The following is a 27,000-nucleotide window of genomic DNA, read 5'->3' on the forward strand; positions in this document are numbered from 1 at the left end:
ACGATGGAAAAAGTAAAACTTCATAATATATCCTATTCAGAAGAAGGAAAGAAAATCGTTTATGATTATGTTGCTGATTCTCAGGTTCAGAAGTTTTTTGTAGAAGATCAATCATTATATGTAAGCTATCAAATAGATGTAAGTAATATTCCTGATAGTATTGCAGTGATCCCGTTTTTATCAAACATACTTCCTATAGCATGGTTTGCTGGATTTACGATTGAAGTAGATGAGGTAGATGAAGATTTTTACCATGCCCAAGAAATAATAAAAGAAGAATTTGCAAAGAGAGATTCGTCATATACTCTTAATGGAAAATTAATAGCAGGGAAACTAATAAAAAATAATATTGAAGGAACTACACCTGCAATGTTATTTAGTGGAGGAGTAGATGCATATGCAACCTATATAAGGATTTATGATAAAAAACCAGATTTGGTAACTATTCATGGTGCAGATATTACTATTGAAGATAAAACACAGTGGAACGGTTTTACCAGTTTTATAGAAAGTGAAGCGTTACTAAATAATAACAGTAAAGAATTTATAGAAACAAATCTACGTGACTTTTATACATATCAGGTAGAGCTACTATTAAAAGATATAGGGTGGTGGGGAAAAGTACAACATGGTTTGGCACTTGTAGGATCTGTAGCCCCTATTTCTTTTATAAAAAAGTATAACGCGATTTATATCGCATCTTCATATACAGATCATATTGATATTGATTGGGGCTCTACACCAGAAATTGATCATAAAATTACATGGGGAGGAGGTATTGAAGTATTTCATGATGGATACGAACTAAAAAGGCAAGACAAAGTTGATTCGATAGCAGAGTTTGCTACTAAAACTAATGCTAAGTTTAAATTAAGAGTATGTTATTCTGAGTTAAGAACAGAATTTAATTGCAGTAATTGTGAGAAATGCTTTAGAACAATCTTAGGCCTGATTTTAAACGAGAAAAACCCTAATGATTATGGTTTTAATGTAGATGAAAAGATATATGATGAGTTTTATAAAGTATTAAAAATAGGTTCTGCCAGTAAAGGAGTTCAGTACTTCTGGTGGGAACTAATGGAAAAAGCAAAAAAAGTAGATGACTTTTACGTCTTTAATGATAAGAAAGAAGAAACAATACAAATTAATAAGATAAGAGAAGGGAAAATAGACGACCTCTTAGAACAAAAAATTAATAATCCCAATAAAATAAAGCATAGGATCAAGTTTATTATACGAAATAAATTTCCCTGGTTAAGAAGATTGTATAAAAAAATAATGCACTAAAAAATATTGACTAATGAAATACGGACTACTTAAATATGATGAAAATAAGCGGTTTTTTAATGTTGGAGACAATATTCAAAGTCTTGCTGCTAAACAGTTTTTACCACAAGTTGATGTTTTTTTGAATAGAGAAAGATTAGCCGATTACAAGGGAGATCCAGTTAAACTTGTTATGAATGGTTGGTTTACTCATAATATTCATAATTGGGTTCCATCAGAAAATATTGACCCAGTATTTGTCTCTTTTCATATGAATAATACTGCAGCTCCACATATGTTAAGCGAAAAAGGGATTGCATACTTAAAAAAACACGAACCTATCGGATGTAGGGATCAATTTACTGCAGATACATTAAAAGCAAAAGGTATAGATGCTCATTTTACTGGTTGCCTAACACTAACCTTGGATTCATACAAAGTTGATGATTCGGAAAGAGATGATACTATTTATATTGTAGATCCTCTTTATAGCTATCCAAGACCTGAGAAAATATTTTATAATACCAAAATTACAATAAAGAATATTCTTAATGGTACCGCATTTCAATTAGGGAAAAAGAATAAACACCTAAAGAATTTTATTAGTGAAGAAGTACTGGCTTCTGCGGAATTTATCAATCAAGAACCTCCATCCAATACATATTCTGATGAAGAGAAATTTGGTATGGCAGAAGAACTTTTAAATAAATATGCCAAAGCAAAGCTAGTGATCACTTCAAGGATTCATTGTGCCTTGCCTTGCCTTGCTATGGGAACTCCTGTAATCTTTGTCAATGGATTTGACAGTTTTGTAGATTCTTGTCGATTTGATGGTATTCTGGAACTATTTAATAGAATTGATATCGATAGTAAAACAGGTGAGTACACGGCCAATTTTCCTTTAGAAGGAAAAATAGATAAGAATACTTTGGTAAAGAATCTTGAAAAACATCATGATTTAGCCAATGCCTTAAAAGAAAAGGTAACAAATCAGTTAAACTAATAAAATATTTAACTGTATATGAAACTTATATATATTGTTAATCGAGTAGATGGCCCTGGAGGATTAGAAAGAGTACTTTCTATAAAAGCCAGCATGCTAGCTGATCGATATAACTATGATATACATATTGTGACTTTAAATCAGGATGAAGATACGCTCTTCTATGATTTTAGTTCAAAACTAACGTATCATAATATAACGGTTAGCGGTAATCCATTGGTTTATATTTATAAGTATGTTTCTAAGTTAAGGAGTATAATTAAAAAACTAGACCCAGACGTTATTGCAGTATGTGATGATGGACTTAAAGGTTTTTTAGTACCCATTGCTCTTGGTAGACCTTGTCCGATGATATATGAAAGGCATGTTTCCAAAAATGTAGAAATACAAAAAGGTACTCCATCCTTGTTTCACAAAATAAAAGCTTCGATAAAGTTTGGATTAATGAATTTTGGAGGTAAATTCTATGACCATTTTATTGTTTTAACAAAAGGCAACCTCAAAGAATGGAACCTTAAAAACCTTAAGGTGATTCCAAATCCATTATCATTCTATCCAAATGAACAAAGTACTTTACAAAACAAAAAAGCTATTGCCGTAGGAAAACAGAGCTTTCAAAAAGGATATGACAGACTGCTAAAAAGCTGGAAACCAATAGTAGAAAAATATCCGGATTGGACTCTTGATATTTACGGAACTATAAGCAAAGAAGAAGGGTTAGATGAGCTTGCACGTGATTTAGGAATATTAGAAACAGTTAATTTTTATGCTCCGGTACGAAATATAGCTGAGAAATATCAAGAAGCTTCTATATATGTGATGTCGTCTAGATATGAAGGTTTTGGAATGGTGCTAACAGAAGCTATGGCGTATGGCGTTCCTTGTGTTTCTTTTGATTGCCCATATGGTCCATCCGATATTATTTCGGATAAAGAAAATGGACTGTTGGTTGAGAATGGTGATATTGATGGTTTATCAAAAAGCATTTTATCTCTTGTAGAGAGTCCTGAATCCAGAACTATGATGGGAAAAAGTGCACGAAAAGCTGTAAAACGATATTTACCAGAAAAAATTACAGCAGAATGGGATGTGTTATTTACAAGTTTAACTAATAATACATCTAAATGAAAATAGTATTTATCATTGATCAGGTGTATTTACACGGTGGTATTGAAAGAGTGCTTTCTATCAAAGCAAACTATCTTGCTTCGATATCAGATAATGAAATTTATATCATTACTACAGAACAAAAGGGTAAAGAACCATGTTATGAGTTTAATGATAATATTATTTTTAAAGACCTGGGAATTAATTACCAAAGAAACAAATCCTATTTCCATCCGGTTAATTTAAAAAAGCTACCTAAGCATATTAAAAAGACTAAATCTGTAATTAAAAAAATAGACCCAGATATTGTTGTGGTCTGTAGCCATAGTACAGATACCTATTTTATACCTTTTATTAACAAGGATATTCCTAAAGTAAAAGAGTTTCATTACTCTAAGTTTATTGAACTCGAGAATAGAAGAAATCCCAGAAATCTTCAAAAAAAGTATTTTCTGAAGTTTGCAGATTATGTAGAGACTAAATATGATAAACTGGTTATTCTTAATCAAGATGAGGCTACTTATTATACTTCAAATAATACCGTTGTTATCCCTAACCCTCTTACTTTTTATCCAGAAAAAGTTTCGGCCATATCCAATAATATTGTGATTACTGCTGGTAGAATTGCATCAGTAAAAGGTTATGATATGCTAATTGATATATGGGAAATTGTTAGCAAAGAGCACCCCGGATGGGAACTTCATATTTACGGTGATGGAGAACCAGATTATGTAAAAATGTTACAAGACAAAATTAATACTAAAAATTTACAAAACCATTTGATTCTAAAAGGAGTAACAAGTGATGTAAAAGGCAAAATGCTGGCATCCTCTATTTTTGCAATGTCATCGCATAATGAATGTTTTCCCTTAGTTTTATTAGAAGCTCAAGCTTGTGGTTTACCTATTATTTCTTTTGATTGTCCTAATGGGCCTAGAAATATAGTTAATACTCAGAACGGAGTATTGATCCCGGTATATAATAATATAGAATTTGCAAATCAATTAATTGAGCTTATGAAAAATAGAATGAAGTTAGAAGAGCTGGGCAAAAATGCACGACAAAACGCTTCAAATTATAGTGTTGAAAATGTAATGAAATTATGGAATAACATGTTTAATGAATTATTAAGTAATAAATAAAAAAAGAAAATTATACCCCAATTAACGTAGTAAAAATTTAAAAAAACAAAATAATTAATTTTTAAAAATGATATTTAACTCGGTTATATTTCTAATTTTCTTACCGATCGTTTTTTCGATATACTGGCTTCTTTCAAAAAAGTCATTAAAAATTCAGAATACTTATTTATTAGTAATAAGTTATTTCTTTTACGGTTGCTGGGATTGGCGTTTTCTGTTTTTAATAGCGGCTAGTTCATTAATAGATTTTTGGGTAGCAAAAAAGATAAAGGCTTCTCAGGAGAAGAATACAAAAAAGATTTTTGTAGGGATTAGCCTTGCAATGAATATTGGGTTGTTAGGGTTTTTTAAGTACTTTAACTTTTTTGCAGATTCTCTGGTTGATCTTTTTAATGTTGTTGGATTTCATGCAGATTACACAACGTTACATATTATTTTACCAGTGGGTATTAGTTTTTATACCTTTCAAACGCTTAGCTACACAATAGATGTATATAGAGATAAAATAGAACCTTCAAATTCAATCGTTCAGTTTTTTGCCTATGTAAGTTTCTTTCCTCAATTAGTCGCCGGGCCAATAGAGCGAGCAACTAATTTGCTGCCACAGTTTCAAAAGAAAAGAACTTTTGAGTATGATAAAGCGGCAGATGGAATGCGACAAATGCTTTGGGGTTTCTTTAAAAAGGTTGTTGTTGCTGATAACTGTGCGGTTTTTGTAGATCAGGCTTTTGCGGATCCTTCAATGAGTTCTTCCGGAGAACTATTTGTAGGTATGATTTTCTTTGCTTTTCAGTTGTATGGTGATTTTTCAGGGTATTCTGATATAGCGATCGGGAGTGCAAGATTATTTGGTTTTGATTTGAAACAAAATTTTGCTTTCCCATATTTTGCAAGGGATATAGCAGAGTTTTACAGAAGATGGCATATGTCTCTTACCAATTGGTTTAAAGACTATGTGTATTTTCCGTTGGGAGGAAGTAGAGTAGGACTCAATAAAAAAATCCGTAACGTTTTTATCATTTACCTTATTAGTGGATTTTGGCATGGTGCTAATTGGACATTTATATTTTGGGGATTTCTTAATGCATTATATTATGTTCCTTTAATGTTATCCAAGAAGAACCGACGTAACCTGGAGATTGTAGCGGCAAATAATTTTTTGCCTTCATTTCGACAGGGTTATGCCATGTTTGAAACTTTTATTGTGACTTGTTTTATTAGAGTGTTTTTTAGAGCAGATTCTATAGAAGATGCATTTTTATATATCAAAAGAATTTTTAGTTTTCAAGGAAATACATGGGGTAATTTAGATAAAATTTCGATAGCAGTTATTGTTATTTTATTAGTAGTCGAATGGATCAATAGAAAAGAACAACATGGATTGGCTATCGGTAATAGACCAGTTTATATAAGATGGGGCTCATATATGGCTGTATTTTTAATCATCTTGTTCTTTGGTAAGTCTTCAACTTCATTTATTTACTTCCAATTTTAGTCGCTATGAAAAAGTATATAAAAAAAGTAAGTTTGTTTTTGTTTGTTTGTTTTGTGGTGCTAACGGCAATACTTCTAAAATATGGAGGAAATATAGATCACTTTTATAACAAGTTTACAACACCTAAGGCTAAATCTATGATTTTGGGTGATAGTAGAGCAATGCAAGGGATACAACCAGAAATCCTTAATGAAGCTATAAAATCAAGTGATACAGATTATGAATTGCCAATGTATAATTATGCATTTACCATTGCTCAAACCCCTATGGGACCTCCTTATAGGAAGAGTATTTTACGTAAATTAGATAAAGAGACTAAGAATGGAGTATATATACTTAGTCTAACTCCATGGATGTTCTGTTCTGGAGATGATTATAATGATGATTTAGGCGAGTTTAGAGAACAAGATCAGCCTCCTCATAATATGGTTTATGTTGATGTAAACCCTAATTATGAGTATATACTTCGTAACCTTAATCTTTTTAGCTTTAGGCACGTGTTCAAAACAAATTACCTACTTCATAAAGATGGGTGGATGGAAAGAAAAGAACTAAGCAAGGATGAATTCTCTTTTAACTCCAGGAAAAAGGTTCAAAAAGATATGATTACAGAGTTTTTGGATTACTACAAACTTTCTAACGTTAGAAAACAAAGTTTCTACGATTTAATAAAAGATTTAAAAGAACACGGGGATGTTTTTTTTGTAAGAAGCCCGATAGATGTAGATATTTTAGAAATAGAAAATAAATTTTACCCAGAATTTGATAGCTTCATAGACTCGGTTGCTACATCAAATAATATTAGGTATTTCAATTTTACAAGACATCCAAAACTAAAGGAATTTAGCAATTATGATGGGCACCATATTGATAAAAAAGGAGGAGAGCTGTTTACAAAGGCACTTGCGGACTCCATTTTATCGGTAAATAAATAGAAGAATTATTTAACTTAAGTACAACTAAGATGAGATCTTTATTTTCTTTTTTATATAAAATACTACTCTTACCACATTTAGCAATGTATAAATTTAGTAAGAACCAAAGTGTTATTGATCAAGATATAAAAAGATGGGCCGAAGCAAAAGAAATACAAAAAGGAAAATATTCACTATTACTTACGTTTTTAACAAACTCTCCAGATTTTAGAACGTTGTTTTACTTTAGAAACCGAAGTGTTTTTTCTCATTTGCTTAATATCTATTGTAGAAAGCAATCTAATTTCACAATTGATATTACCACCAAATTGGGTGGTGGAGTACTTACAGGACATCCTTACTGTACAATTCTAAATGCCGATTCTATAGGAGAAAATTTTTATGTAAACCATTTGGTAACGGTAGGAGAAGTAGAAGGGAAAAGACCAACTATTGGAGATAATGTTTCTGTGAATACGGGAGCAATCATTATAGGAGATATTACAATCGGAAATAATAGCATAATTGGAGCTGGAGCTGTAGTAGTAAAAGATGTTCCTGAAAATTGTGTTGTTGTAGGAAACCCAGCACGAATTATAAAAAAAGATGGAAAACGAGTATAACTATAGTAGTGCTAAATAGTAGAAGAATTTAAACACAAAACCGAATGAACCTAATTTCTAACATACAAAAATCTATTGAAGATAATTATGATCGTAATGCTTTCTGTATTAGAAACGAATATTATAGCTATAAGGATTTTGCTCAGGTAGTTTCTGATATCCGACAGGCAATTCATACTTCGGTAGAAAAAACAGAGGTTATTATCGGATTAGTAACCAACGATGATATTGAGACGTATGCATCTATAATTGCATTGTGGATGGAAGGAAAAGCATATGTCCCGTTAAATCCAGAATTTCCGGTGCATAGAAATCATACTGTGATTGAACAGGCAGGTATAAAAACCATTTTAGATTCTTCAATAGACAAGGTTTTTAATGATTATAATACAATATTAATAAAAGAACTACCTACTTCAGAAATTAACTTATGCCCTGTAGATCATATATCAGGAGAAGATCTTGCATATATATTTTTTACATCAGGAACAACGGGTACTCCAAAAGGTGTTCCTATAACATTTAGCAATTTATCTGGTTTTACAGAAGCATTTTGGAAACTTGATTATGAATTGACCAATACAGACAGATGCTTGCAAATGTTTGAATTGACATTTGATTTATCAGTATTATCATATTTGGCTCCAATACTTAAAGGTGCATGTACCTATACTATTCCTAAAGATGAGATTAAGTATAGTTATATTTTTGAACTCATGGAAGATTATAAGTTAACCTTTGCTTTAATGGTTCCTTCAATATTACATTATCTAAGACCATATTTTGATGAAATAGATTGTCCGGATATGAAATACAGTTTGTTTTGTGGTGAGGCTTTACCTCTTGATGTTACCGAAGAATGGAGTAAATGTTTACCAAATGCAACGATAGCCAATGTATATGGCCCCACAGAGTGCACCATATTTTGTACAGATTATACCTATAAAAGAGAAGAAACCAATAAAACGCATAATGGCGTTTTGACTATTGGAAAAGATATGTTTAACACTACAACGATTATTGTAGATGGTGATAATAATGAAGTAAAGACTGGTGAAAAAGGAGAATTGTGTTTAAGTGGTGTTCAACTTACTTCTGGGTATTGGAAAAATGAAGAAAAAAACAAAGAAGCTTTTTTCTTTAAAGATTATAATGGAAAAGAAACAAGATTCTATCGAACAGGAGATTTATGTACTGTAGATGAAGAGGGCGATATTTTATACTTGGGGAGAGTAGATTTTCAGGCAAAAATCCAAGGATTTAGAGTCGAATTATCTGAAATTGAATTTCACTCAAAAACAAGCCTGGATAAAATGAATGTTGTTGCTATAGCATTTGCTAATAACATGAATACTACAGAAATTGGGTTGGTTATTGAATCTCAAAAATTTGAAACAGATCAATTATTAGATGAGCTAAAAACGAAATTACCTCAGTATATGATCCCAACTCAAATTAGATTTATAGATAGTTTTCCGTTAAACACTAATGGAAAAACAGACAGAAAAAAATTAAAAGAATTATTTAGTTAACAAATAATAAAAAAATGAATTTGCAGCAAGCGCTTAGCCAATCAATTACTAAAAATCCAGATCGCATAGCTTTTGTCATTAATGAGAAAGAATATACGTATAAGGATTTAGCCGAGTCAATTTCAGGTATAAGAAAAATAATACAGGAAAAAATCTCTGATGATGAAGTGAATATTGGATTAATTGCAAATGATGATATACAAACTTATGCAGCAATTTTTGCAATATGGTTTGAAGGAAAATCGTATGTTCCTCTTGATCCAGAAAGCCCCGAAGAACGAAACAATAATATCATCAAACAGACTAACATAAGATCAATAGTAGATTCTTCTGATGTAGTTGTATATCCAGAATACAATATTATTTCTTCGGCATTAGCAACAGGAAGTGCTGATGATTTAGAACCAAAATTAGTGCCAGATGAATCAATAGCGTATATCTTATTTACTTCTGGAACTACAGGGGTACCAAAAGGTGTTCCCATAGCATTTGCTAATCTTATTGCCTTTTGTGATGCATTTTTTGATTTTGGAATTCAATTAGATGAAAATGATAGATGCTTACAGATGTTTGGTTTAACATTTGATGTGTCAGTAATGTCGTTTATGCTTCCAGTACTTAAAGGAGCCAGAGTATACACAATCCCAAAAGATGAAATAAAATTCAGCTATATTTTTGAATTAATTCAAGACGAAAGATTATCATATGCATTAATGGTTCCTTCAATATTACATTATTTAAGGCCATATTTTGATGAGATAGATTCACCTTATTTAAAATATAGTTTGTTTTGTGGAGAAGGCTTACCGGCAGATGTCACAGAAGAATGGGCGCAACGCTTACCAAACACTAAAATAATGAATGTATATGGTCCCACAGAAAGCACAATGCTTTGTACAGGGTATACTTATGATACTAATTCTAAAAAAATACATAATGGAGTAGTATCCATAGGAAAACCATGGAAGGGGGTTGAAACCATAATTATAAACGAATCTAATGAAATTCTTGAGACGGGTACAAAAGGAGAGCTATGCCTCGCAGGTTCCTTATTAACACCGGGATACTGGATGAATCCAGAGAAAAATGAAGAAGCATTTTTCTATACCGAATATAATGGTGAAAAAACTAGATTTTATAAAACTGGGGATTTGTCATATATAGATGCTGATGGAGATATCATGTTTTTGGGAAGAATAGATTTTCAGGCAAAAGTACAAGGAGGATATCGTGTAGAGCTTTCTGAAGTCGAACTCTACGCAAAAGAAGGATTACATAAAATCAATGCAGTAGCTGTTGCTTACACTAATAAAGTGGGAGGTACCGAAATTGGATTGGTAATAGAGTCAGAAAAATTTGACCTTACAGAACTTTCTGAATATATGAAAGCAAAAATGCCTTCTTATATGATACCTTCGCAGATAAAATTTATGGAAACTTTTCCTCTTAATGTTAATGGAAAAATCGACAGAAAAGAATTAACAACAATATTTTAACTAAACATAATTCTAAATACATAAAGCATATTTATGGAAACCACAGAGATTAAAGAAAAAATAAGTGATGCACTTGTATCTGTATTAGGACACAGTAATTTTGAGACTAATGATGAATTGACGGCGCAAGATGTTGATGGTTGGGATTCACTATCTCATATGATGATCATTACAAAAATTGAAGAACAATTTGATATTAAATTTAAACTTAGAGATTTAAATAAATTAAAGAATTTGGGGTCCCTTGTCTCAGTAATTCAAGGTAAAATTTAATTTAGAAAACGTGATTTTTAACTCATTCGATTTCGTTGTTTTTTTAATTCCTGTACTAGTGTTATACTGGCTGCTTTTTAAACGATCAGCAGTATCTCAAAATATACTTTTACTGATGGCCAGCATATTTTTTTATGCCTGGGCAGATTGGAGGTTTTTATTTTTGCTAATTGCAAGTATTCTTATTAATTACTATTTAGGATTAAAAATTCATAATACTATAAAAGAAAGCAAACAAAAAATGCTTTTAAATTTGGGATTGGTATTTAATATCGGTCTGCTGGTATATTTTAAGTACTTTAATTTTTTCTACGAAGGATTTTATAAAATAGTAAATGTTTTTGGTACTGATTTAGATTATAATACGCTTTCTATCCTATTACCCTTAGGGATTAGTTTTTTTACTTTTCAGACATTAGGATATCTGTTAGATGTGTATAATGAAGAGGTCGAACCAAGTAACGATCTGCTGGATTTTTCTGTTTTTATAGCATTTTTCCCAAAAATATTATCGGGACCTATAGAAAGAGCAGGAAGTTTTATTCCACAAATTAAAAAGAAAAGAGAGCTTTCCTATGCTACCTCTGTTGATGGACTTAGACAAATATTATGGGGATTATTCACCAAAGTGGTAGTAGCAGAAAATTGTGCTGCTATTGCAAATCCTATTTTTAATAATTACGAAGATAAACCAGGAAGTGTATTGGTAATAGGTGCATTTTTCTATGCAATACAGATATATGCAGATTTTTCAGGGTATTCAAATATGGCAATAGGAATATCTAAATTATTTGGATTACAATTAACACGTAATTTTGCAACTCCGTTTTTTTCAACCAATATTAGTGGTTTTTGGAAAAAATGGCATATTTCTTTGACTACATGGATGATGGATTATGTTTTTACACCATTATCATTTACGCTTAGAAGACTTCATAAAAAAGGATTGGTGATTTCGATTATAGCTACTTTTATTTTGGTAGGATTCTGGCATGGAGCTAATTGGACATTTATCGTTTTTGGATTACTTCATGGAATTTATTTTGTTCCTTTGGTATATTCGGGTAGCATGAATGCATCAGATATTATGGCAAAAGGAAAATGGTTTCCGTCTTTTAAAGAAATCTATAAAATGATAGGCCTATTTGTTTTGGTAATGATGACAGATGTGATTTTTAGGGTAGATAGTGTTGCGGTGGCATTGGATTACTACAAAGGTATTTTTTCGTCAAGTATTATAAAGTATCCTGCGAGCTATGTTACTGCTAATACTTTAATGATAGTTGCTTTGATTGGTTTTTTTATGCTCATAGAATGGGCAAACCGTGAGAAGAAACATGATTTCGAAATAAGCAATTATAATGTTTACCTTCGATGGTCATCATACATATTCATCTTTTTACTTATCTTGTTTTTCGGGAGAAGTTCGGATACATTTATATATTTTCAATTTTAAATAATCATGAAATTACTTTTACTTAAGTTAGGTCTTTTCTTTATCATATGTTTGGGGATAGTTACTATTGTTCTGGTTAATTCTGGAGGTAATGTAGATTATTTTTATGAAAAGTTTACAACCCCAAATGCCAAATCGATGATTATAGGGGATTCTCGAAGCTTACAGGGAATCCAACCAAGTGTTATAAATACATATTTTAAGGATAAAGGATACGATCTTCCGATTTTGAACTATAGCTTTACAATTGCTCAAGCTCTTATCGGTCCACCATATAACAAAAGCATTTTTAAAAAATTAGATACCACATCAACTAATGGTATTTTTATTATTTCTATTACTCCGGATATGTTAACCTCACACAAGGATTATAGCAATGAGGAAGGAGAATTTAGAGAGATTGATCAACCTCCTCATAATATGAACTTTGTGAATATGAATCCAAATTATGAATATTTGGTAAAGAATTTTTCTTTTTTTCATTTCAAAGGAATGTTCAGAAAAAGCTCTACTTTACATAAAGATGGTTGGCTAGAAGAAACAAATCTACCTAAGAATAAGCAGGTTTTTGAAGATTGGAAAAAGAATCAAATCGCCTTATACTTAAAAGATCAAGAGGACTTTGAAGTGTCTGATATACGAATACAAAGCTTAGTGACTTTAATAAAAAAATTAGACCGTTATGGAGATGTTTATTTGGTAAGAATGCCTATAAGTAAAGAATATTTAGGGTATGAAGAAAAGTATTATCCAAAATTTGATACTACGATAGATTCTTTATCAAAAACTAATCATATTCCATATTTTGATTTTAATAAAATGGATATGGTTTATGAAACTTATGATGGTCACCATATAGATAAATTTGCAGGGAAAAAGTTTACAGAGAATTTATGTAAGTTAATATTCTTAAACAAAAAGAATTGATGTACAATGTTTGATTGGATACCAATAGGGATATATTACAAGATTTATATTAATCTATCACTCTTTCTAGTGCTATTTACACTACTCCACACCAGAGTTTTGAAAATGGACGATAAAAAGAATTTGATTTTTATTAATATCACGGGGTATGTTCTGCTTACTTATATCATCCTGTATATAGGACAAAGACCTATTACATACTTATTTGGTGATATGATTAATTATATGCGATCATTTCAGCATTATCAAAATGGAGGAGAGATTATGTTTGGAGCAGATTATTCATGGCATATTTTCATGAAAACCTTAGCGTATGTGGTTTCTGCTCATACCTTTTTTACTATATGCGCTTTTATATACATATTTCCTTTATACAGAATTTCTAAACAACTCTTTAATCAATATTGGTACTATGCTTTTATGATGTTTATCGTTTCCTATTCATTTTGGACCTATGGGGTAAATGGTATGAGAAATGGAGCGGCCTGTTCTCTTTTTTTATGGGGAGTAAGTTATCATAGAAACAAAGTAGTGATGGCTGTGTTTTTTCTTTGTGCTGTTGCTTTTCATAAAACTTTATTTTTGCCAGTATTAGCATTTGTAGCTACATATTTTTACAATAACCCTAAAGTGTATCTCAAAGGGTGGCTTATGTGTATTCCATTGTCATTAGCAATGGGTGGAGTTTGGATATCGCTTTTTAGTAGTATAGGGTTTGCAGACGACAGACTATCTGGATATTTAAATTCTCAGGCAGCAGAGGGCACTTTTGCCAGTACAGGTTTTCGCTGGGACTTTTTGTTTCATAGTGCATTTCCAATAGCAGCCGGATGGTATTTTATTTATAAAAAACAATTTGAAGATAAACTCTATTATCAACTCTTAAATACCTATTTGATTTGCAATGGATTTTGGGTTTTGGTTATTAAAGCTAATTACTCCAATAGATTTGCCTATTTATCATGGTTTATGATGGCCGTGATTATTATCTATCCTTTTCTTAAACAAAACTTTTTTAAGGATCATCATTTTATGTTAGGTAAGGTAATGTTGGTGTATTTTTCGTTTACTTATTTTATGTACTATTTATATTGGGGATAACAAAAACTAATTTTAACCACACATGAAAACTATTACAGTATTTACACCAACGTATAATCGAGCATATTGTTTGCATAAATGCTATGAAAGCTTAATTAAACAATCAAATCAAGATTTTGTATGGCTTATTATAGATGATGGATCTACAGATACTACAGAAGAACTGGTTGCATCCTGGATTAAAGAAAATAAAATAGATATTGTATATCATTATCAGGAGAACCTGGGAATGCATGGAGGACATAATGCTGCATATCGACTTATCGAAACTACTCTTAATCTTTGTATCGATAGTGATGATTGCATGGCAGATGATGCTGTTGAAAAAATCCTCAACTCATGGGAAACCATTAAGGATAAACCAGAATATGCTGGTTTGGTAGGATTAGATGCAGATGAAAGTGGTGCTATCATAGGAACCAAAATACCCCAAAATATAAAAGAAACTACATTGTATGATATATATAATGTTCATGGAGTAAAGGGAGATAAAAAATTAGTGTATAGAACCGAAGTAGTAAAAAAATACCCATCATATCCTATCTATGAAGGCGAACGATTTGTACCATTAGGGTATCTATATCAACTTATCGATCAGGATTATAAATTACTACCTGTAAATGAGGTTTTTTGTGTTGTAGAATATATGGCTGATGGTTCTAGTATGAATATGCTAAAACAATATCGACGACATCCCAGAGGTTTTGCTTTTTCAAGAAAAAGTAGAATGCAATTGGCGAAAAATTTTAAAGACAAATTTAAAAATGCAATTCACTACGTTTCAAGTTCTATGTTTATAAAAAATGGAGGTTTTTTAAAAGAATCTCCAAAAAAACTAATCACATTTTTAGCAATTCCGTTTGGGGTTTTGCTTAACCTTTATATAAGATATAAAACCAAAAACGAATTTTGATGGCTACCACCAGAGTTTTACAAGTCTTTACTGTTATGAATCGTGGAGGAGCAGAATCTATGATCATGAACTATTATCGTAGTATAGATAAAAATAAAGTTCAGTTTGATTTTTTGGTTCACAGAAAGGAAAGAGCTGCTTTTGATGATGAAATAGAAAGCCTGGGAGGAAAAATATATAGAATGAATCCTATAAGTCCTTTTTTTCCTGGCGCATATTATAATGAACTACGAAAGTTTTTTGAAGAACATAAAGAATATACAATTGTACATTCGCATTTAAATACATTTAGTTGCTTTCCTCTTAAAATAGCAAAAGAGTTTAATATACCTTGTAGAATTGCTCATGCACATATTGCTATTGAACCCATAAGACTAAAAGATGTATTATCAAATAGCGAAAGCCTTAAGGAAACATTTAAAAAGCTCGTCAAATTTCAATTAAAGAAAAAAATACATAAGTATTCTACTCATAGTTTCTCTTGTGGTGAAAAAGCCGGGAAATGGCTTTTCAAAGAAAAAACAGCTTTTACAATAATGAATAATGCAATTGATGCTAAAGCATTTGCCTATGATTCAATTGTAAGTGATACTTATAAAAAGGAGCATGATCTAGAAAATAAATTGGTTATTGGCCATGTAGGAAGGTTTACGAGTCAAAAAAATCATTCATACATTTTGAAGATTTTTAATCAATTAGTTCAAAAGAAAGAAGATAGTGTATTGGTTTTTATTGGAGACGGACCTTTACGTGCTAAGATCGAAGAAGAAGCTAAAAGTTTGTCTATTGATGATAAAATACGTTTTTTAGGCGTAAGAACAGATATACCACAGTTATATCAAATGTTGGATGTATTTGTTTTCCCTTCTTTTTATGAAGGCCTTCCCGTTACTCTAATAGAAGCTCAGGCTGCAGGGCTCAAAGTTTTTGCTTCTGATCGAATTACAAGAGAAGTACATCTAACCAAGGATATAGAATTTTTACCGATTACGATCTCACCAGAGGTCTGGGCAGATAAAATTTTAGAAAAGATATCAGAAGAGAAAGCTAATAACTTTGATATAGTAAAAAATAAAGGGTACGATATTCAAAAAAATACTGAAATATTTCAGGATTTTTATCTGAAACAAACACATAAGTGATATGGGGAATTTACAAGAAAAGATCTATGCAAAGTCTCCCCATTTTATGCAAAATTGGATTGTATCATTATATAATGTTTTGGCATACAGAAAAAGATATTCTGGTAAATACAAACATTTTGTAAAGTACTATTTTAAAAACAGAAACCTATCTGTTGATCAGCTTAGTAGCATACAAGCAAATAGATATAGTGAGTTTGTTACATATGCAAAAAAACATTCTGAATATTATAACAAGACATTAGGAGATATTACTGCTTCAGAAGATATCACCAATATTGCTAAACTTCCAATAATTAATAAAGAAACATTACGGAGTAATTATTCTGGTATTTATACAATTCAAAAAAGTGAAGGAATTGTATCTAAAACAGGAGGAACTACAGGAAAATCCCTAGAAGTACTCTATACCCATGATGATGTTCAGGAACGATTTGCTTTGTTAGATGACTTTAGAAGTAGTTTTGGATACAAATTAGGAAAAAAAACAGCGTGGTTTAGTGGTAAAAACCTTTTGAGTGAAAAGGATATTAATAAAAAAAGGTTTTGGAAAACGGATCATATTTATAACGTAAGATATTATTCTACTTTCCATATTCATGGTAAATATTTAGAATATTACCTTAAGAATTTAATGCACTATAAACCTTTATACATGGTTGGGTTTCCTTCTACAATGTATGAAATTGCAAAATATGGATTAGCTAAAAATATTGATTTCCCCGAGAATACTATTAAAGCAATATTTCCTACCGCAGAAACTATAACAGATGATATTCGAGAGGTTTTAGAAGGATATTTTAAAACAAACTTATATAATCAATACGCTTCATCAGAAGGAGCACCATTTATTTTTGAATGTAAGAATAAGAAATTACACTTAGAATTACAGAGTGGTGTTTTTGAAGTACTAGATGAGGAAAATAATCCAAGTAAAAAGGGAAGATTAATAGTAACTTCTTTTAATACTCATGGTACTCCGCTTATTCGATATGATATTGGTGATCAGATTGAACTTGGCACAGGAGCATGCACTTGCGGAAATAACAATCCGTTAGTTAAAGAAGTTCTTGGTCGTATTTCGGATTATATTTATTCTGAGGAAATAGGAAAAATCAATCTGGGAAATATATCAAATGCCCTTAAAGGAGTAAAAGGGATCATAAAATTTCAAATCCAACAAGATGAAATTGAGCACCTTTTAGTTCTGATAGAAAAAGATGAAACGGTATTTGATACTAAATATGAAGAAGTGTTTTTGAAAAATTTAAGAGATCGAGTGGGGACCAAAATAGAAATAGAACTAAGGTATGTTGATGCAATTCCTGTAGAGAAAAGCGGTAAGTTTAGACTGATTAAAAACAATATCAAAGATAAAATTCAAAATTAGTAGAAACTATGCTTTTTAATTCTTTAGAGTTTTTTCTTTTTCTATGTATTGTGTTTGTACTCTATTGGTTTGTAGTATATAAAAATCATAAGCTTCAGAACGTTTTACTATTAATTGCAAGTTATGTTTTCTATGGATGGTGGGATTGGCGATTTTTGTCTCTAATAGCATTAAGTACTTTAACAGACTATTTTGTTGGATTTCGAATATATCAATCCAAAGATAAATTAACGCAAAAGAGATGGCTCTGGGTAAGTGTGCTATTTAATTTGGGGTTGTTAGGATTTTTTAAATACTATAATTTTTTTATAGAATCATGGATCGATCTTTCTGCTTCTGTCGGATATGAATTTCAAAATACCTGGACACTAAAAGTGATTTTACCGGTTGGGATTTCGTTTTATACTTTTCAGACCTTATCATATTCTATAGATATCTATAGAAAAAAGCTAAAGCCTACCAATGATTTTATTGCTTTTGCGGCTTTTGTATCATTTTTTCCTCAGTTGGTCGCTGGGCCAATAGAAAGAGCCACCAATTTGGTTCCACAGTTTTTGAAGAAAAGAAAGTTTACTTATCAGAATTTTTCTACTGGAATTAAACTTATGATTTGGGGATTTTTCCTAAAATTAGTGATTGCAGATAGGGCAGCTATTTATGTGGATGCGGTATATAATAATATCGAAAATCACGATGGTTTAAGTTTTATTGTCGCAACTGTTTTATTTACATTTCAGATATACGGAGATTTTGCAGGATATTCATTAATAGCAATAGGAACCTCAAAACTTTTTGGTTTTGATCTAATGACAAATTTTAGACGCCCTTATTTTGCAGCTTCTGTAAGTGAATTTTGGACGAGATGGCATATATCACTATCTACATGGTTTAGAGATTATTTGTATATACCTCTAGGAGGAAACAGAGTAGGGAAGATGCGTTGGCTTTATAACCTCTTTATTACTTTTTTAATTAGTGGTTTATGGCATGGTGCAAATTGGACTTTTATTGCATGGGGAGCATTAAACGGTTTGTATTTAATAGCAGAAGTTTTGGTGAACAGAAAAAATAGGAGAGGGATCATTAATGTGCTACTAACATTTGTCTTGATCAATTTTGCCTGGATATTTTTTAGAGCTAATTCTATAGATAATGCTTTTTATATTATAAAGACAATTTTTACTACTCCTGGGAGATTATATATCGGTAGTGGAGATGATATTGCAGCGCTTTTATATGCTATCCTGGCCATTGGAATTCTTCTTTGTGTAGAAACCAAAAAAGAATACTTTAATTCGCTTTTCTCTATTTCTAAAAATAAGTATGAAGTAGTAAGACTTACAGGGTATGCAGTTGTAGTATTTATGATTTTGTATTTTGGAGTATTTGGTAAGAGTCAATTTATTTATTTTCAATTTTAAGAGATGATTAAAAAAGAATATAAATTAGCGTTAATAAAACTAGTAAAGTTTATTGTCATTTTACTGATTACAGACTTTGTATTGGGAGCTATCTCAAAACAAGTATTTTTTAGTCAGGAAACGGGCAAATATGCTAGATCTACACATGCAATAAACGAGACAAATGCCAAAGTTTTAGTATTAGGAAGTTCACATGCGCATAGACATTATGTGCCTAAAGTTTTTGAAGAGGAATTAAATACATCAAGTTATAATGCAGGTGCCGAAGGACAACAATTATTGTATCACGCAGCACTACAAAAAATGATATTGAAAAGAACCACACCAGATTTGATCATCCTAAATATTGATGAGGACTTTTTGTATACATCAAAAGAAGCATATGACAGGCTTAGTGATTTACATCCTTATTATGCCAATCATAGAAGAGAACTTAAACCAATATTAGGCTTACAATCTAAACTTGTTGATTTTAAATTGTTTTTTAGATCATATCAAACCAACTCTACGATTGTTCATGCAATAAGGTATTATGCGTCACCTCAAATAGATTATAAAGGCTATCGCCCATTATTCGGAAAAGTAAAACCTTCTGATATTGCAGATGAAATATTGCTAAACAAAGAAGATAAAAAAATAGATCAAAATTTTGTAAAAGTACTTAGAGATTTGATAGCTACGGCAAAAAGTAAAAAAGTGAATCTGGTTTTTGTTACTTCACCAACTTTGCAATATGTAGATAACTCAAAAAACATTTCCTTTACTATGATACAGGAAATTGCTAAAAAAGAAAATATTCCGCTTGTTGATTTTTTTAATTCAGAACAGTTTGTGTCTCAATATAAATTATTTCATGACACCTCACATTTAAATAATGATGGAGCAGAAATATTCACGAAACTTTTAGCCGATAAAATTAAAAGAATGAAATGGATTGATAATTAAAGTTTATAACCAAAAACACGCTTAAATACACAGTTTATTTATGAATATTAGAATTATTACATATGCTTTTTAACTCATTAGAATTTCTTCTATTTTTTCCAGTTGTATTTATCCTGTATTGGATAATGAAGAATAACTATAAGTATCAAAATATCTTACTACTAGTATCTAGTTATATATTTTATGCGTGGTGGGACTGGAGGTTTTTGTCGCTAATTTTGTTTAGCTCATTTGTAGACTACTTTTCAGGATTAAAGATTGAGGCTTCAAAAACCAATGCAGGAAGAAAAAAATGGCTTCTTGTAAGTCTTTGTTCTAATCTAGGGCTTTTGGGAGTATTTAAGTATTATAACTTTTTTGCTGATTCTTTTTCTAATTTGATGCTTGGTTTTGGGTGGGAAGTAGATGATTTGACATTAAATATTATTCTTCCGGTTGGGATTTCGTTTTATACTTTTCAAACATTAAGTTATACTATTGATATATACCGTGATCAATTTAAACCAACAAAAGACATTATCTCTTTCTTAACTTATATAAGTTTTTTCCCTCAATTAGTTGCAGGCCCAATCGAGAGAGCTTCAAATTTGCTTCCTCAGATAGAAACCAAAAGAGAGTTTAAACATAAATGGTTTAATGAAGGGATTTTTCAAATTTTGGTTGGTCTATTTAGAAAAATCGTTATAGCAGATAACATAGGAACTTATGTAGATGCTGTTTATTATAATCCGGAGATTCATAATTCAAGTACATTAGTGCTTGCTACGTTTTTTTATGCTTTTCAGATATATTATGATTTTGCAGGGTATTCTGATATTGCTATTGGAAGTGCAAAATTATTAGGATTTAAATTTAATCAGAATTTTAATCTACCATATTTCTCTAAAAGTATTACTGAGTTTTGGCGAAAATGGCATATGTCATTATCCTTTTGGTTAAGAGATTATCTCTACATATCATTAGGCGGAAACAGAAGAGGGATTAAGATAACCTACAGAAATTTGATGTTAACTATGTTATTAGGAGGACTATGGCATGGTAGCTCTTGGAATTTTGTGATTTGGGGAGGTATTCATGGGCTTGCGTTAGGATTAGAGAAGTTTGTTTTCTCATTGAAGAAAAATCAAAATTTAGGATTCTTAGGATACATATATACGTTCATCGTGGTTTTATTATCATGGGTGTTTTTTAGAGCACCAGATCTGGATTCTTCGCTAACAATTATCAAAAAGATAATGAGTTTTAACTTTTTGATGCCATTTATTGGCGATTTTAATAATGTAACCATATCAGTTTTAATGTTATTATTGGGGATTGGTTTTGACCTTTATATTCGACTTAAAAAAGTAGATTTAGAAGCTTTAGGAGGAAAATTAAGCACATTTAAATTAGTAACCTTGGCTACGGTAATTATAATGCTGCTTAATCTATTTTATTCAACGTCAAATAATTTTATATACTTTCAATTCTAACGGTATGGATAGACTTAATTTTAGATCTGCATTAAAACTTATCGTATATATATTAGTGATTTCATATATAACAGATAAAATTATTTACTATGCTCTCAATACTGTAAGTGATAAAATTTTATCAGGACAGGCAGTGGGTAAACTAAACCACTTTCTAATTGTTAAAGATTCTGTAGATATTTTGACATTTGGTAACTCTAGAACAAATCATCATATTAATCCAGAAAAACTATCCCACTCTGGTTTTAATATGGGAGCCGATGCTAGGTCAATAGCTTTTTGTGCAACCTTAATCAAGATGTTACCTAAGGATAAAAAACAACTTGTTGTCGTTAATGTGGATTCAAAAAACATATTTAAAGCTAATTATTCTGGAGACGATGTAAGTCCGTTACGAATACGATATCACAGGAGCGATATTATAAAACACGAGATCGATAAAGTATTTAGTTACGATCCCATACAAAACTTTTATTGGAGCAAAGCTTATAATGGAAAAGTATTAGGACTTTTTAAGAATTTCTTTATACCAAAATATGATCATACAAAGTATCACGGTTATGATCCGATTTATGTAAATGAAACTCAAAGAGAAATCTTTAAGAATTTTTTAAAAAAACCAAAAAGGAAAAAATGCCTAGACTCCTATACATTAAACCCTTTGTATGAGTCTTACCTTAAAGAAATAAAGACGTTTTGTGAAAATAATAATAAAAGACTAGTATTGATTACCTCTCCTTTTTATAACGATGAGTGTAAAAATGATAATAAAAAGATGATAGAGATATTCAAAACTATGGATATCGAATATCATGATTTTTCTAATCTATTTAACGATGATAATCAAATAGAATATTGGAAAGATGATGTTCACTTGTCGGATAAAGGAGCTCAGGTGTTCTCAGAAATATTAAACAATGCTCTGTATAAATAAAACTAAGAATCGATAGATAGACGATATGCTTTTTAACTCTTTAGAATTTTTCTTGTTCTTACCCCTTGTATTTATTTTATACTGGTTTGTAGTACATAAAAAACTAAAACTGCAGAATTTTCTGATACTGGTGGCCAGTTATGTGTTTTATGGATGGTGGGATTATCGATTTCTATCGTTGATTGCATTAAGTACTTTGGTAGATTATTTTATTGGGCTTACTATTGATAACTCTGATAAAAAATCAACTAGAAAGAGATGGCTCCTGGTAAGTATGTTATTTAATTTAGGACTCCTTGGTTTTTTTAAGTACTATAATTTTTTCATTGAATCCTGGGTAGATCTTTTAGCTTCTGTCGGTTATCAAATTGAAAATACCTGGACGCTAAAAGTGATTTTACCAGTTGGTATTTCTTTTTATACATTTCAAACGATGTCATATTCTATTGATATCTATCGCAAAAAATTGAAACCGACAAAGGATTTTGTTGCCTTTGCGGCTTTTGTATCATTTTTTCCCCAATTGGTTGCAGGACCGATAGAAAGAGCATCTAATTTACTGCCTCAGATGCTGAAAAAACGAAAATTCGATAAAATTCAGAGTATAAAAGGAATAGAACTTATCGTATGGGGGATGTTTAAAAAGGTAGTTATAGCCGATTCTTTTGCTCCAATAGTAAATGATATATTTTCTAATTACACAGATTTTTCTGGCGGTACTTTGATCATGGGAGCTATATTCTTTGCGTTTCAAATCTATTGTGATTTTAGTGGATATTCTGATATTGCTATTGGTACAGCAAGGTTGTTTGGATTTGATTTAATGACAAATTTTAATTTCCCATATTTTTCAAGAAGTATAGGTGAGTTTTGGCGAAAGTGGCATATTTCATTATCTACCTGGTTTAGAGATTATCTCTATATTCCACTAGGTGGATCTAAGGTGGGCAAGCTAAAAGGAATTAGGAATGTTTTTGCCATCTTTTTGGTAAGTGGATTTTGGCACGGAGCAAACTGGACTTTTATCGTATGGGGAGGAATTCATGCACTTCTATTTATACCTTCATTTGTATTGGGCACAAATAGGAGGCATTTAGAAGATGGTTCTACACAAATGACAATGTTATCATACGCTAAAAATTTTGGACAAGTATTGTTCACTTTTGCTGTAGTTACGCTTGCTTGGATTTTTTTTAGAGCAGATTCTATTCAGGATGCAATTAGTTATATCATGAAAATTAATTCGTTTAAGATGGATGGATTGAGTTTTATCATGTTTTCTGATATCATACTTATTATCATATTACTGGTATTAGATTTTATGAGATATAAACAAATGAAAATTCATTTTATCATGTGGATTCTTATGGCACTGGCAATTGTGGGATCATTAAATAGAGAGGTACAAGCAGAATTTATTTATTTTCAATTTTAAGGATGAAGTACATAAAGAAAATAGTAGTATATGTTATAATCTTAGAGGCTTTTAATCTAGTCATAGGATTGTTTTATAATGGAACAGATACATTTTTGTCTTATACAGGGTTTAATGATCCTCCTCTTTATTATGATATGGATTCGTTATATGGAGTTACCAGGCAAAAAAATGCTAAACAAATGATGCATTACCCTTGGGGAGGAATTGTAAACGAAATCAACTCAAATGGTTTTAGGGATGATGAGTTTAGTGATGATGGTGTTCTTGTTGTTGGTAATTCTTTTGTAGAAGGCTTTGGGATGAATAAAGAAGACCGATTTTCTGAAATAATAGAACAAGAACTGGATATTACTATTAATAATGCTGGATCAGGAGGAGTGTGGACACCTATACAAGGGGTAGTTCTGTTAGAACATTTGCTGAAAAGCGAAAAACTGGATTGTAAAAAGATAGTTTTTATATTGACTCCTGGAGAAGTAGTTAATATTGGGAAAAGAAATCCTAAAAATGACTCAGGTAGAAATTACCCGTATAGAGAAGGGGACTCCATTGTATTTCATAAAGCTAAGTATAATAGTTTCGGGAATAATTTATCCTTGCCAAGTAAAGTTAAAAGGTTTTGTAAGAGTCTTCTAATGTTCAAAATTTTTAATACGTTTAAATACTATGGGGCGGCCAAAGGGAAAAAGAAGGAACTAGATTTTGATGAGAAAAAACTGGATTGGATAGTAAAGAAAATAGAAGAACAAGAATTTGATCAGGTTATAGATATTGTAGTTATTAATAATTTAGGGAGAATGCATCTTAATAAGATTACCGATTATCAAAATGATTCTGATAACATACGTTTACATATTGTTCAATTCCCTGATGAGTTAAGTAACTATTTTGTCGCCAATGGTCATTTAAGTGAGAAGGGAAACAAAGTATTGGCCGAGATTTTAAAACCAATATTTAAAAAATAACATAAAAAAACCACCTTCATAGGTGGTTTTTTTATGTTATTTTTTTCAGGTTATTAATTACAATCGTTTCTGTCTAAAGTAACCTCACTTGGACTTGTTGTTGCACCAATATTTATACATTCAAAGCGTGTCCCTGCTGGAAAACTAATCTTATTTAAACTAGTATTTATTGCAGTATTAACTCCACTTAATGCAATGCCATGATAATCAGAAGAAGAGATCTCATTTGATGATAGATCAATCTTAGATGCATCTACTAGCAATACAGGCCCATTGGTTGCATTGTTATTGTAGGTAACACCTTTACTTTTTGAAAAGACTACAGAAGCAGAAGACTTGAAAGTATTATCACGTATGTCGACACCATAATTCTCTTGACCTGCTTCTTGGTTAAGAGCGACAAAATATAAATGATTTGCTTTTACATCTATATAACTGGTCGCAGTATTGTGCGAGTGAATAGAAACGTTATTTGCAAATGTAGATTGGATACTGATACCTCTACTAGAAGCCGATGTACTGGTGATCAAGTTTCCGTAGATATTGGTCTTTTTCTCAATTTGCTTTAGCTGTATACCACTACTGTTATTTATAATCTGATTACCAAATATGTTAACTTCTCCATAGTATGCCGCAATAGCAACGCCATAACCAGATATGTTATTTCCAGAAATTTCATTGTTAAATACTGTTTCTCCTGTACCAGCCGCTAGTATTGCTGGTGTAGTTTTTGATTTTTCGGTTGCTACAAAAGTGTTGTTTCTAATTTTAGAACCAGAAGTTGCAGAATATACGATCTTATTTTCCATATCGTTATTTTCTATAGTAACATTTTCACCAATAGAAATTGTAAATCCACCAACTCTACTTCCTCGCTCTTTATTATTACGAATAAAAATATTATGGGCCTTTTCATAAAGAATAAGATTTCCATCAGCATCTCTTGATCGAAAAGCTTCAATATTAATGGCATATCCAACAACACCACCATTTATATGTTCAGAATCTAAACCAGTATTTAAGAAGGTGTTATTTTCAATAAAAAAGTTATATCCATCGGTAATAGACATACTCATTCTTCGGTTATTATCAAAAGTACAGTTCTTGATAGTGATATCATGTGTGGGATCATAGTGTGGCTGAAAAGTAAATCCTATTGAGGCAATGTTTACGGCTCCAAAAGATCCATTAATAAATTTTACTCCATCTACTACGATATTATCTGAAGAATAGAATCCAGCTAAATGTTGTCCTTCTTCTTTGGTAGCAAAACCATTACTATAAATATGGGTGTCGCGGTCACCAACTATTGTACCTCCACTTATTATCGAGTTAGATACTTCTGTACAAGCAAGGACAAGGCCTCCTTTTGCCCAATCTGTTGGGAAAACTCTTAAAAATGTATTATCCGACATTTTTAAATGAAAATCAGAAGGAATATTTACAGCTTCTCGTGAAGGATAAAAATTTTGGTTACTGGTTGTGCTGGTTACTGTAGTAACATTAAAATACGCATCAAATTTCCCGATCTCAAAAGTCGTAGCACCTAACGCTTTGGTGAAATTTAGTAATCGTTCTAATTCTGCGTTATTTTTTAAGGCTTTTTCAGAAGTAGTAGATCCTTCTACAATATCTTCCCATCGTGAAGCAAAAAATTTAAAGGTAGGTTCTTTAAGTTTTACATCTCCTTCGATTTCTATACTAGAACTTAAAAGTTCACCAGCAATTGTACCACCGGCAAAAATTAGTTTTCCATTTTTAACATCACCACCGTCAAATTCAAATTTAACATTTGTAGGTAGTGTGATCGTTTCTCCTTTAAGATCTAAAACACAATTAAATATAATTGTAGAATTAGCAGCAACGGTAGATAAATCAAAATCACAAGGTGTTGTTACTACATTTGGTATTGTATCTGGTGTAGGAGGTTCTTCATCAGGAGTTTCGACTCCAACAACTGGAGCAACATCATCAACACTTTCTTTGCTACAGGAAATAGCAATACAGCTCATAAAAATAAGTAGGTAATAAGGCAACTTTTTCAT

23 protein-coding genes are annotated in these 27,000 nt (G+C 31.1%); 22 read left to right on the top strand and 1 reads right to left on the bottom strand.

Going from position 1 to position 27,000, the window contains the following annotated elements:
- Window positions 1–3 precede the first annotated feature (3 nt).
- From AAFU52_RS20035 to AAFU52_RS20140, 22 genes are all read left to right on the top strand, one after another.
- Window positions 4–1,287 (top strand): hypothetical protein, encoded by a 1,284-nt coding sequence (locus AAFU52_RS20035; RefSeq protein WP_438423335.1) that lies wholly within the window; start codon window positions 4–6, stop codon window positions 1,285–1,287.
- A gap of 13 nt (window positions 1,288–1,300) precedes the next feature.
- The gene (locus AAFU52_RS20040; RefSeq protein ID WP_438423336.1) at window positions 1,301–2,269 is read left to right on the top strand and encodes a polysaccharide pyruvyl transferase family protein; all 969 of its coding nucleotides are present in this window, start codon (window positions 1,301–1,303) and stop codon (window positions 2,267–2,269) included.
- A gap of 18 nt (window positions 2,270–2,287) precedes the next feature.
- On the top strand, window positions 2,288–3,397 hold the full coding sequence (locus AAFU52_RS20045) for a glycosyltransferase family 4 protein (protein WP_438423337.1): 1,110 nt from the start codon (window positions 2,288–2,290) through the stop codon (window positions 3,395–3,397).
- The gene (locus AAFU52_RS20050) at window positions 3,394–4,518 is read left to right on the top strand and encodes a glycosyltransferase family 4 protein (RefSeq protein ID WP_438423338.1); all 1,125 of its coding nucleotides are present in this window, start codon (window positions 3,394–3,396) and stop codon (window positions 4,516–4,518) included. The genes AAFU52_RS20045 and AAFU52_RS20050 overlap by 4 nt, the downstream gene beginning before the upstream one ends.
- Window positions 4,519–4,585: 67 nt before the next feature.
- Entirely contained in the window at window positions 4,586–6,013 is a 1,428-nt protein-coding gene (locus AAFU52_RS20055; RefSeq protein ID WP_438423339.1) for an MBOAT family O-acyltransferase, read from the top strand.
- Window positions 6,014–6,018: 5 nt separating this feature from the next.
- Window positions 6,019–6,948: a hypothetical protein gene (locus tag AAFU52_RS20060; protein WP_438423340.1), complete on the top strand. Its 930-nt coding sequence runs from the start codon at window positions 6,019–6,021 to the stop codon at window positions 6,946–6,948.
- Between the two features lie 29 nt (window positions 6,949–6,977).
- On the top strand, window positions 6,978–7,550 hold the full coding sequence (locus AAFU52_RS20065; protein ID WP_438423341.1) for a serine O-acetyltransferase: 573 nt from the start codon (window positions 6,978–6,980) through the stop codon (window positions 7,548–7,550).
- A gap of 44 nt (window positions 7,551–7,594) precedes the next feature.
- Complete coding sequence (locus AAFU52_RS20070) at window positions 7,595–9,082, top strand: AMP-binding protein (protein ID WP_438423342.1); 1,488 nt, start codon at window positions 7,595–7,597, stop codon at window positions 9,080–9,082.
- A gap of 14 nt (window positions 9,083–9,096) precedes the next feature.
- Window positions 9,097–10,578: an AMP-binding protein gene (locus AAFU52_RS20075; RefSeq protein ID WP_438423343.1), complete on the top strand. Its 1,482-nt coding sequence runs from the start codon at window positions 9,097–9,099 to the stop codon at window positions 10,576–10,578.
- 33 nt (window positions 10,579–10,611) lie between these two features.
- Entirely contained in the window at window positions 10,612–10,851 is a 240-nt protein-coding gene (locus AAFU52_RS20080) for an acyl carrier protein (RefSeq protein WP_106794570.1), read from the top strand.
- 115 nt (window positions 10,852–10,966) lie between these two features.
- A complete protein-coding gene (locus AAFU52_RS20085; protein WP_438423344.1) occupies window positions 10,967–12,307 on the top strand; it encodes an MBOAT family O-acyltransferase in 1,341 nt (446 codons plus the stop codon).
- Window positions 12,308–12,313: 6 nt separating this feature from the next.
- Window positions 12,314–13,234 carry a hypothetical protein gene (locus tag AAFU52_RS20090; RefSeq protein ID WP_438423345.1) on the top strand — a complete coding sequence of 307 codons (921 nt, stop codon included), beginning with the start codon at window positions 12,314–12,316 and terminating at the stop codon, window positions 13,232–13,234.
- Between the two features lie 105 nt (window positions 13,235–13,339).
- Complete coding sequence (locus AAFU52_RS20095; RefSeq protein ID WP_438423346.1) at window positions 13,340–14,335, top strand: EpsG family protein; 996 nt, start codon at window positions 13,340–13,342, stop codon at window positions 14,333–14,335.
- Window positions 14,336–14,357: 22 nt separating this feature from the next.
- Window positions 14,358–15,248 carry a glycosyltransferase family 2 protein gene (locus AAFU52_RS20100; RefSeq protein WP_438423347.1) on the top strand — a complete coding sequence of 297 codons (891 nt, stop codon included), beginning with the start codon at window positions 14,358–14,360 and terminating at the stop codon, window positions 15,246–15,248.
- The gene (locus AAFU52_RS20105; RefSeq protein WP_438423348.1) at window positions 15,248–16,390 is read left to right on the top strand and encodes a glycosyltransferase family 1 protein; all 1,143 of its coding nucleotides are present in this window, start codon (window positions 15,248–15,250) and stop codon (window positions 16,388–16,390) included. The genes AAFU52_RS20100 and AAFU52_RS20105 overlap by 1 nt, the downstream gene beginning before the upstream one ends.
- Before the next feature lies 1 nt (window position 16,391).
- Window positions 16,392–17,780 carry a phenylacetate--CoA ligase family protein gene (locus tag AAFU52_RS20110; protein ID WP_438423349.1) on the top strand — a complete coding sequence of 463 codons (1,389 nt, stop codon included), beginning with the start codon at window positions 16,392–16,394 and terminating at the stop codon, window positions 17,778–17,780.
- Between the two features lie 8 nt (window positions 17,781–17,788).
- A complete protein-coding gene (locus AAFU52_RS20115; protein ID WP_438423350.1) occupies window positions 17,789–19,201 on the top strand; it encodes an MBOAT family O-acyltransferase in 1,413 nt (470 codons plus the stop codon).
- 3 nt (window positions 19,202–19,204) lie between these two features.
- Window positions 19,205–20,146, top strand: coding sequence for a hypothetical protein (locus AAFU52_RS20120; RefSeq protein WP_438423351.1), 942 nt, complete (start codon window positions 19,205–19,207; stop codon window positions 20,144–20,146).
- A gap of 125 nt (window positions 20,147–20,271) precedes the next feature.
- On the top strand, window positions 20,272–21,618 hold the full coding sequence (locus tag AAFU52_RS20125; RefSeq protein WP_438423352.1) for an MBOAT family O-acyltransferase: 1,347 nt from the start codon (window positions 20,272–20,274) through the stop codon (window positions 21,616–21,618).
- Window positions 21,619–21,622: 4 nt separating this feature from the next.
- Window positions 21,623–22,552 (top strand): hypothetical protein, encoded by a 930-nt coding sequence (locus tag AAFU52_RS20130; RefSeq protein WP_438423353.1) that lies wholly within the window; start codon window positions 21,623–21,625, stop codon window positions 22,550–22,552.
- A gap of 25 nt (window positions 22,553–22,577) precedes the next feature.
- Window positions 22,578–23,987 carry an MBOAT family O-acyltransferase gene (locus AAFU52_RS20135; RefSeq protein WP_438423354.1) on the top strand — a complete coding sequence of 470 codons (1,410 nt, stop codon included), beginning with the start codon at window positions 22,578–22,580 and terminating at the stop codon, window positions 23,985–23,987.
- A gap of 2 nt (window positions 23,988–23,989) precedes the next feature.
- The gene (locus AAFU52_RS20140; RefSeq protein WP_438423355.1) at window positions 23,990–24,955 is read left to right on the top strand and encodes a hypothetical protein; all 966 of its coding nucleotides are present in this window, start codon (window positions 23,990–23,992) and stop codon (window positions 24,953–24,955) included.
- Window positions 24,956–25,008: 53 nt separating this feature from the next.
- Here AAFU52_RS20140 and AAFU52_RS20145 read toward each other — a convergent pair whose 3' ends face one another.
- Complete coding sequence (locus AAFU52_RS20145; protein WP_438423356.1) at window positions 25,009–27,000, bottom strand: right-handed parallel beta-helix repeat-containing protein; 1,992 nt, start codon at window positions 26,998–27,000, stop codon at window positions 25,009–25,011.

Origin of the sequence: Aquimarina macrocephali (assembly GCF_051627225.1) — a bacterium.
GTDB classification, from domain to species: Bacteria; Bacteroidota; Bacteroidia; order Flavobacteriales; family Flavobacteriaceae; genus Aquimarina; species Aquimarina macrocephali.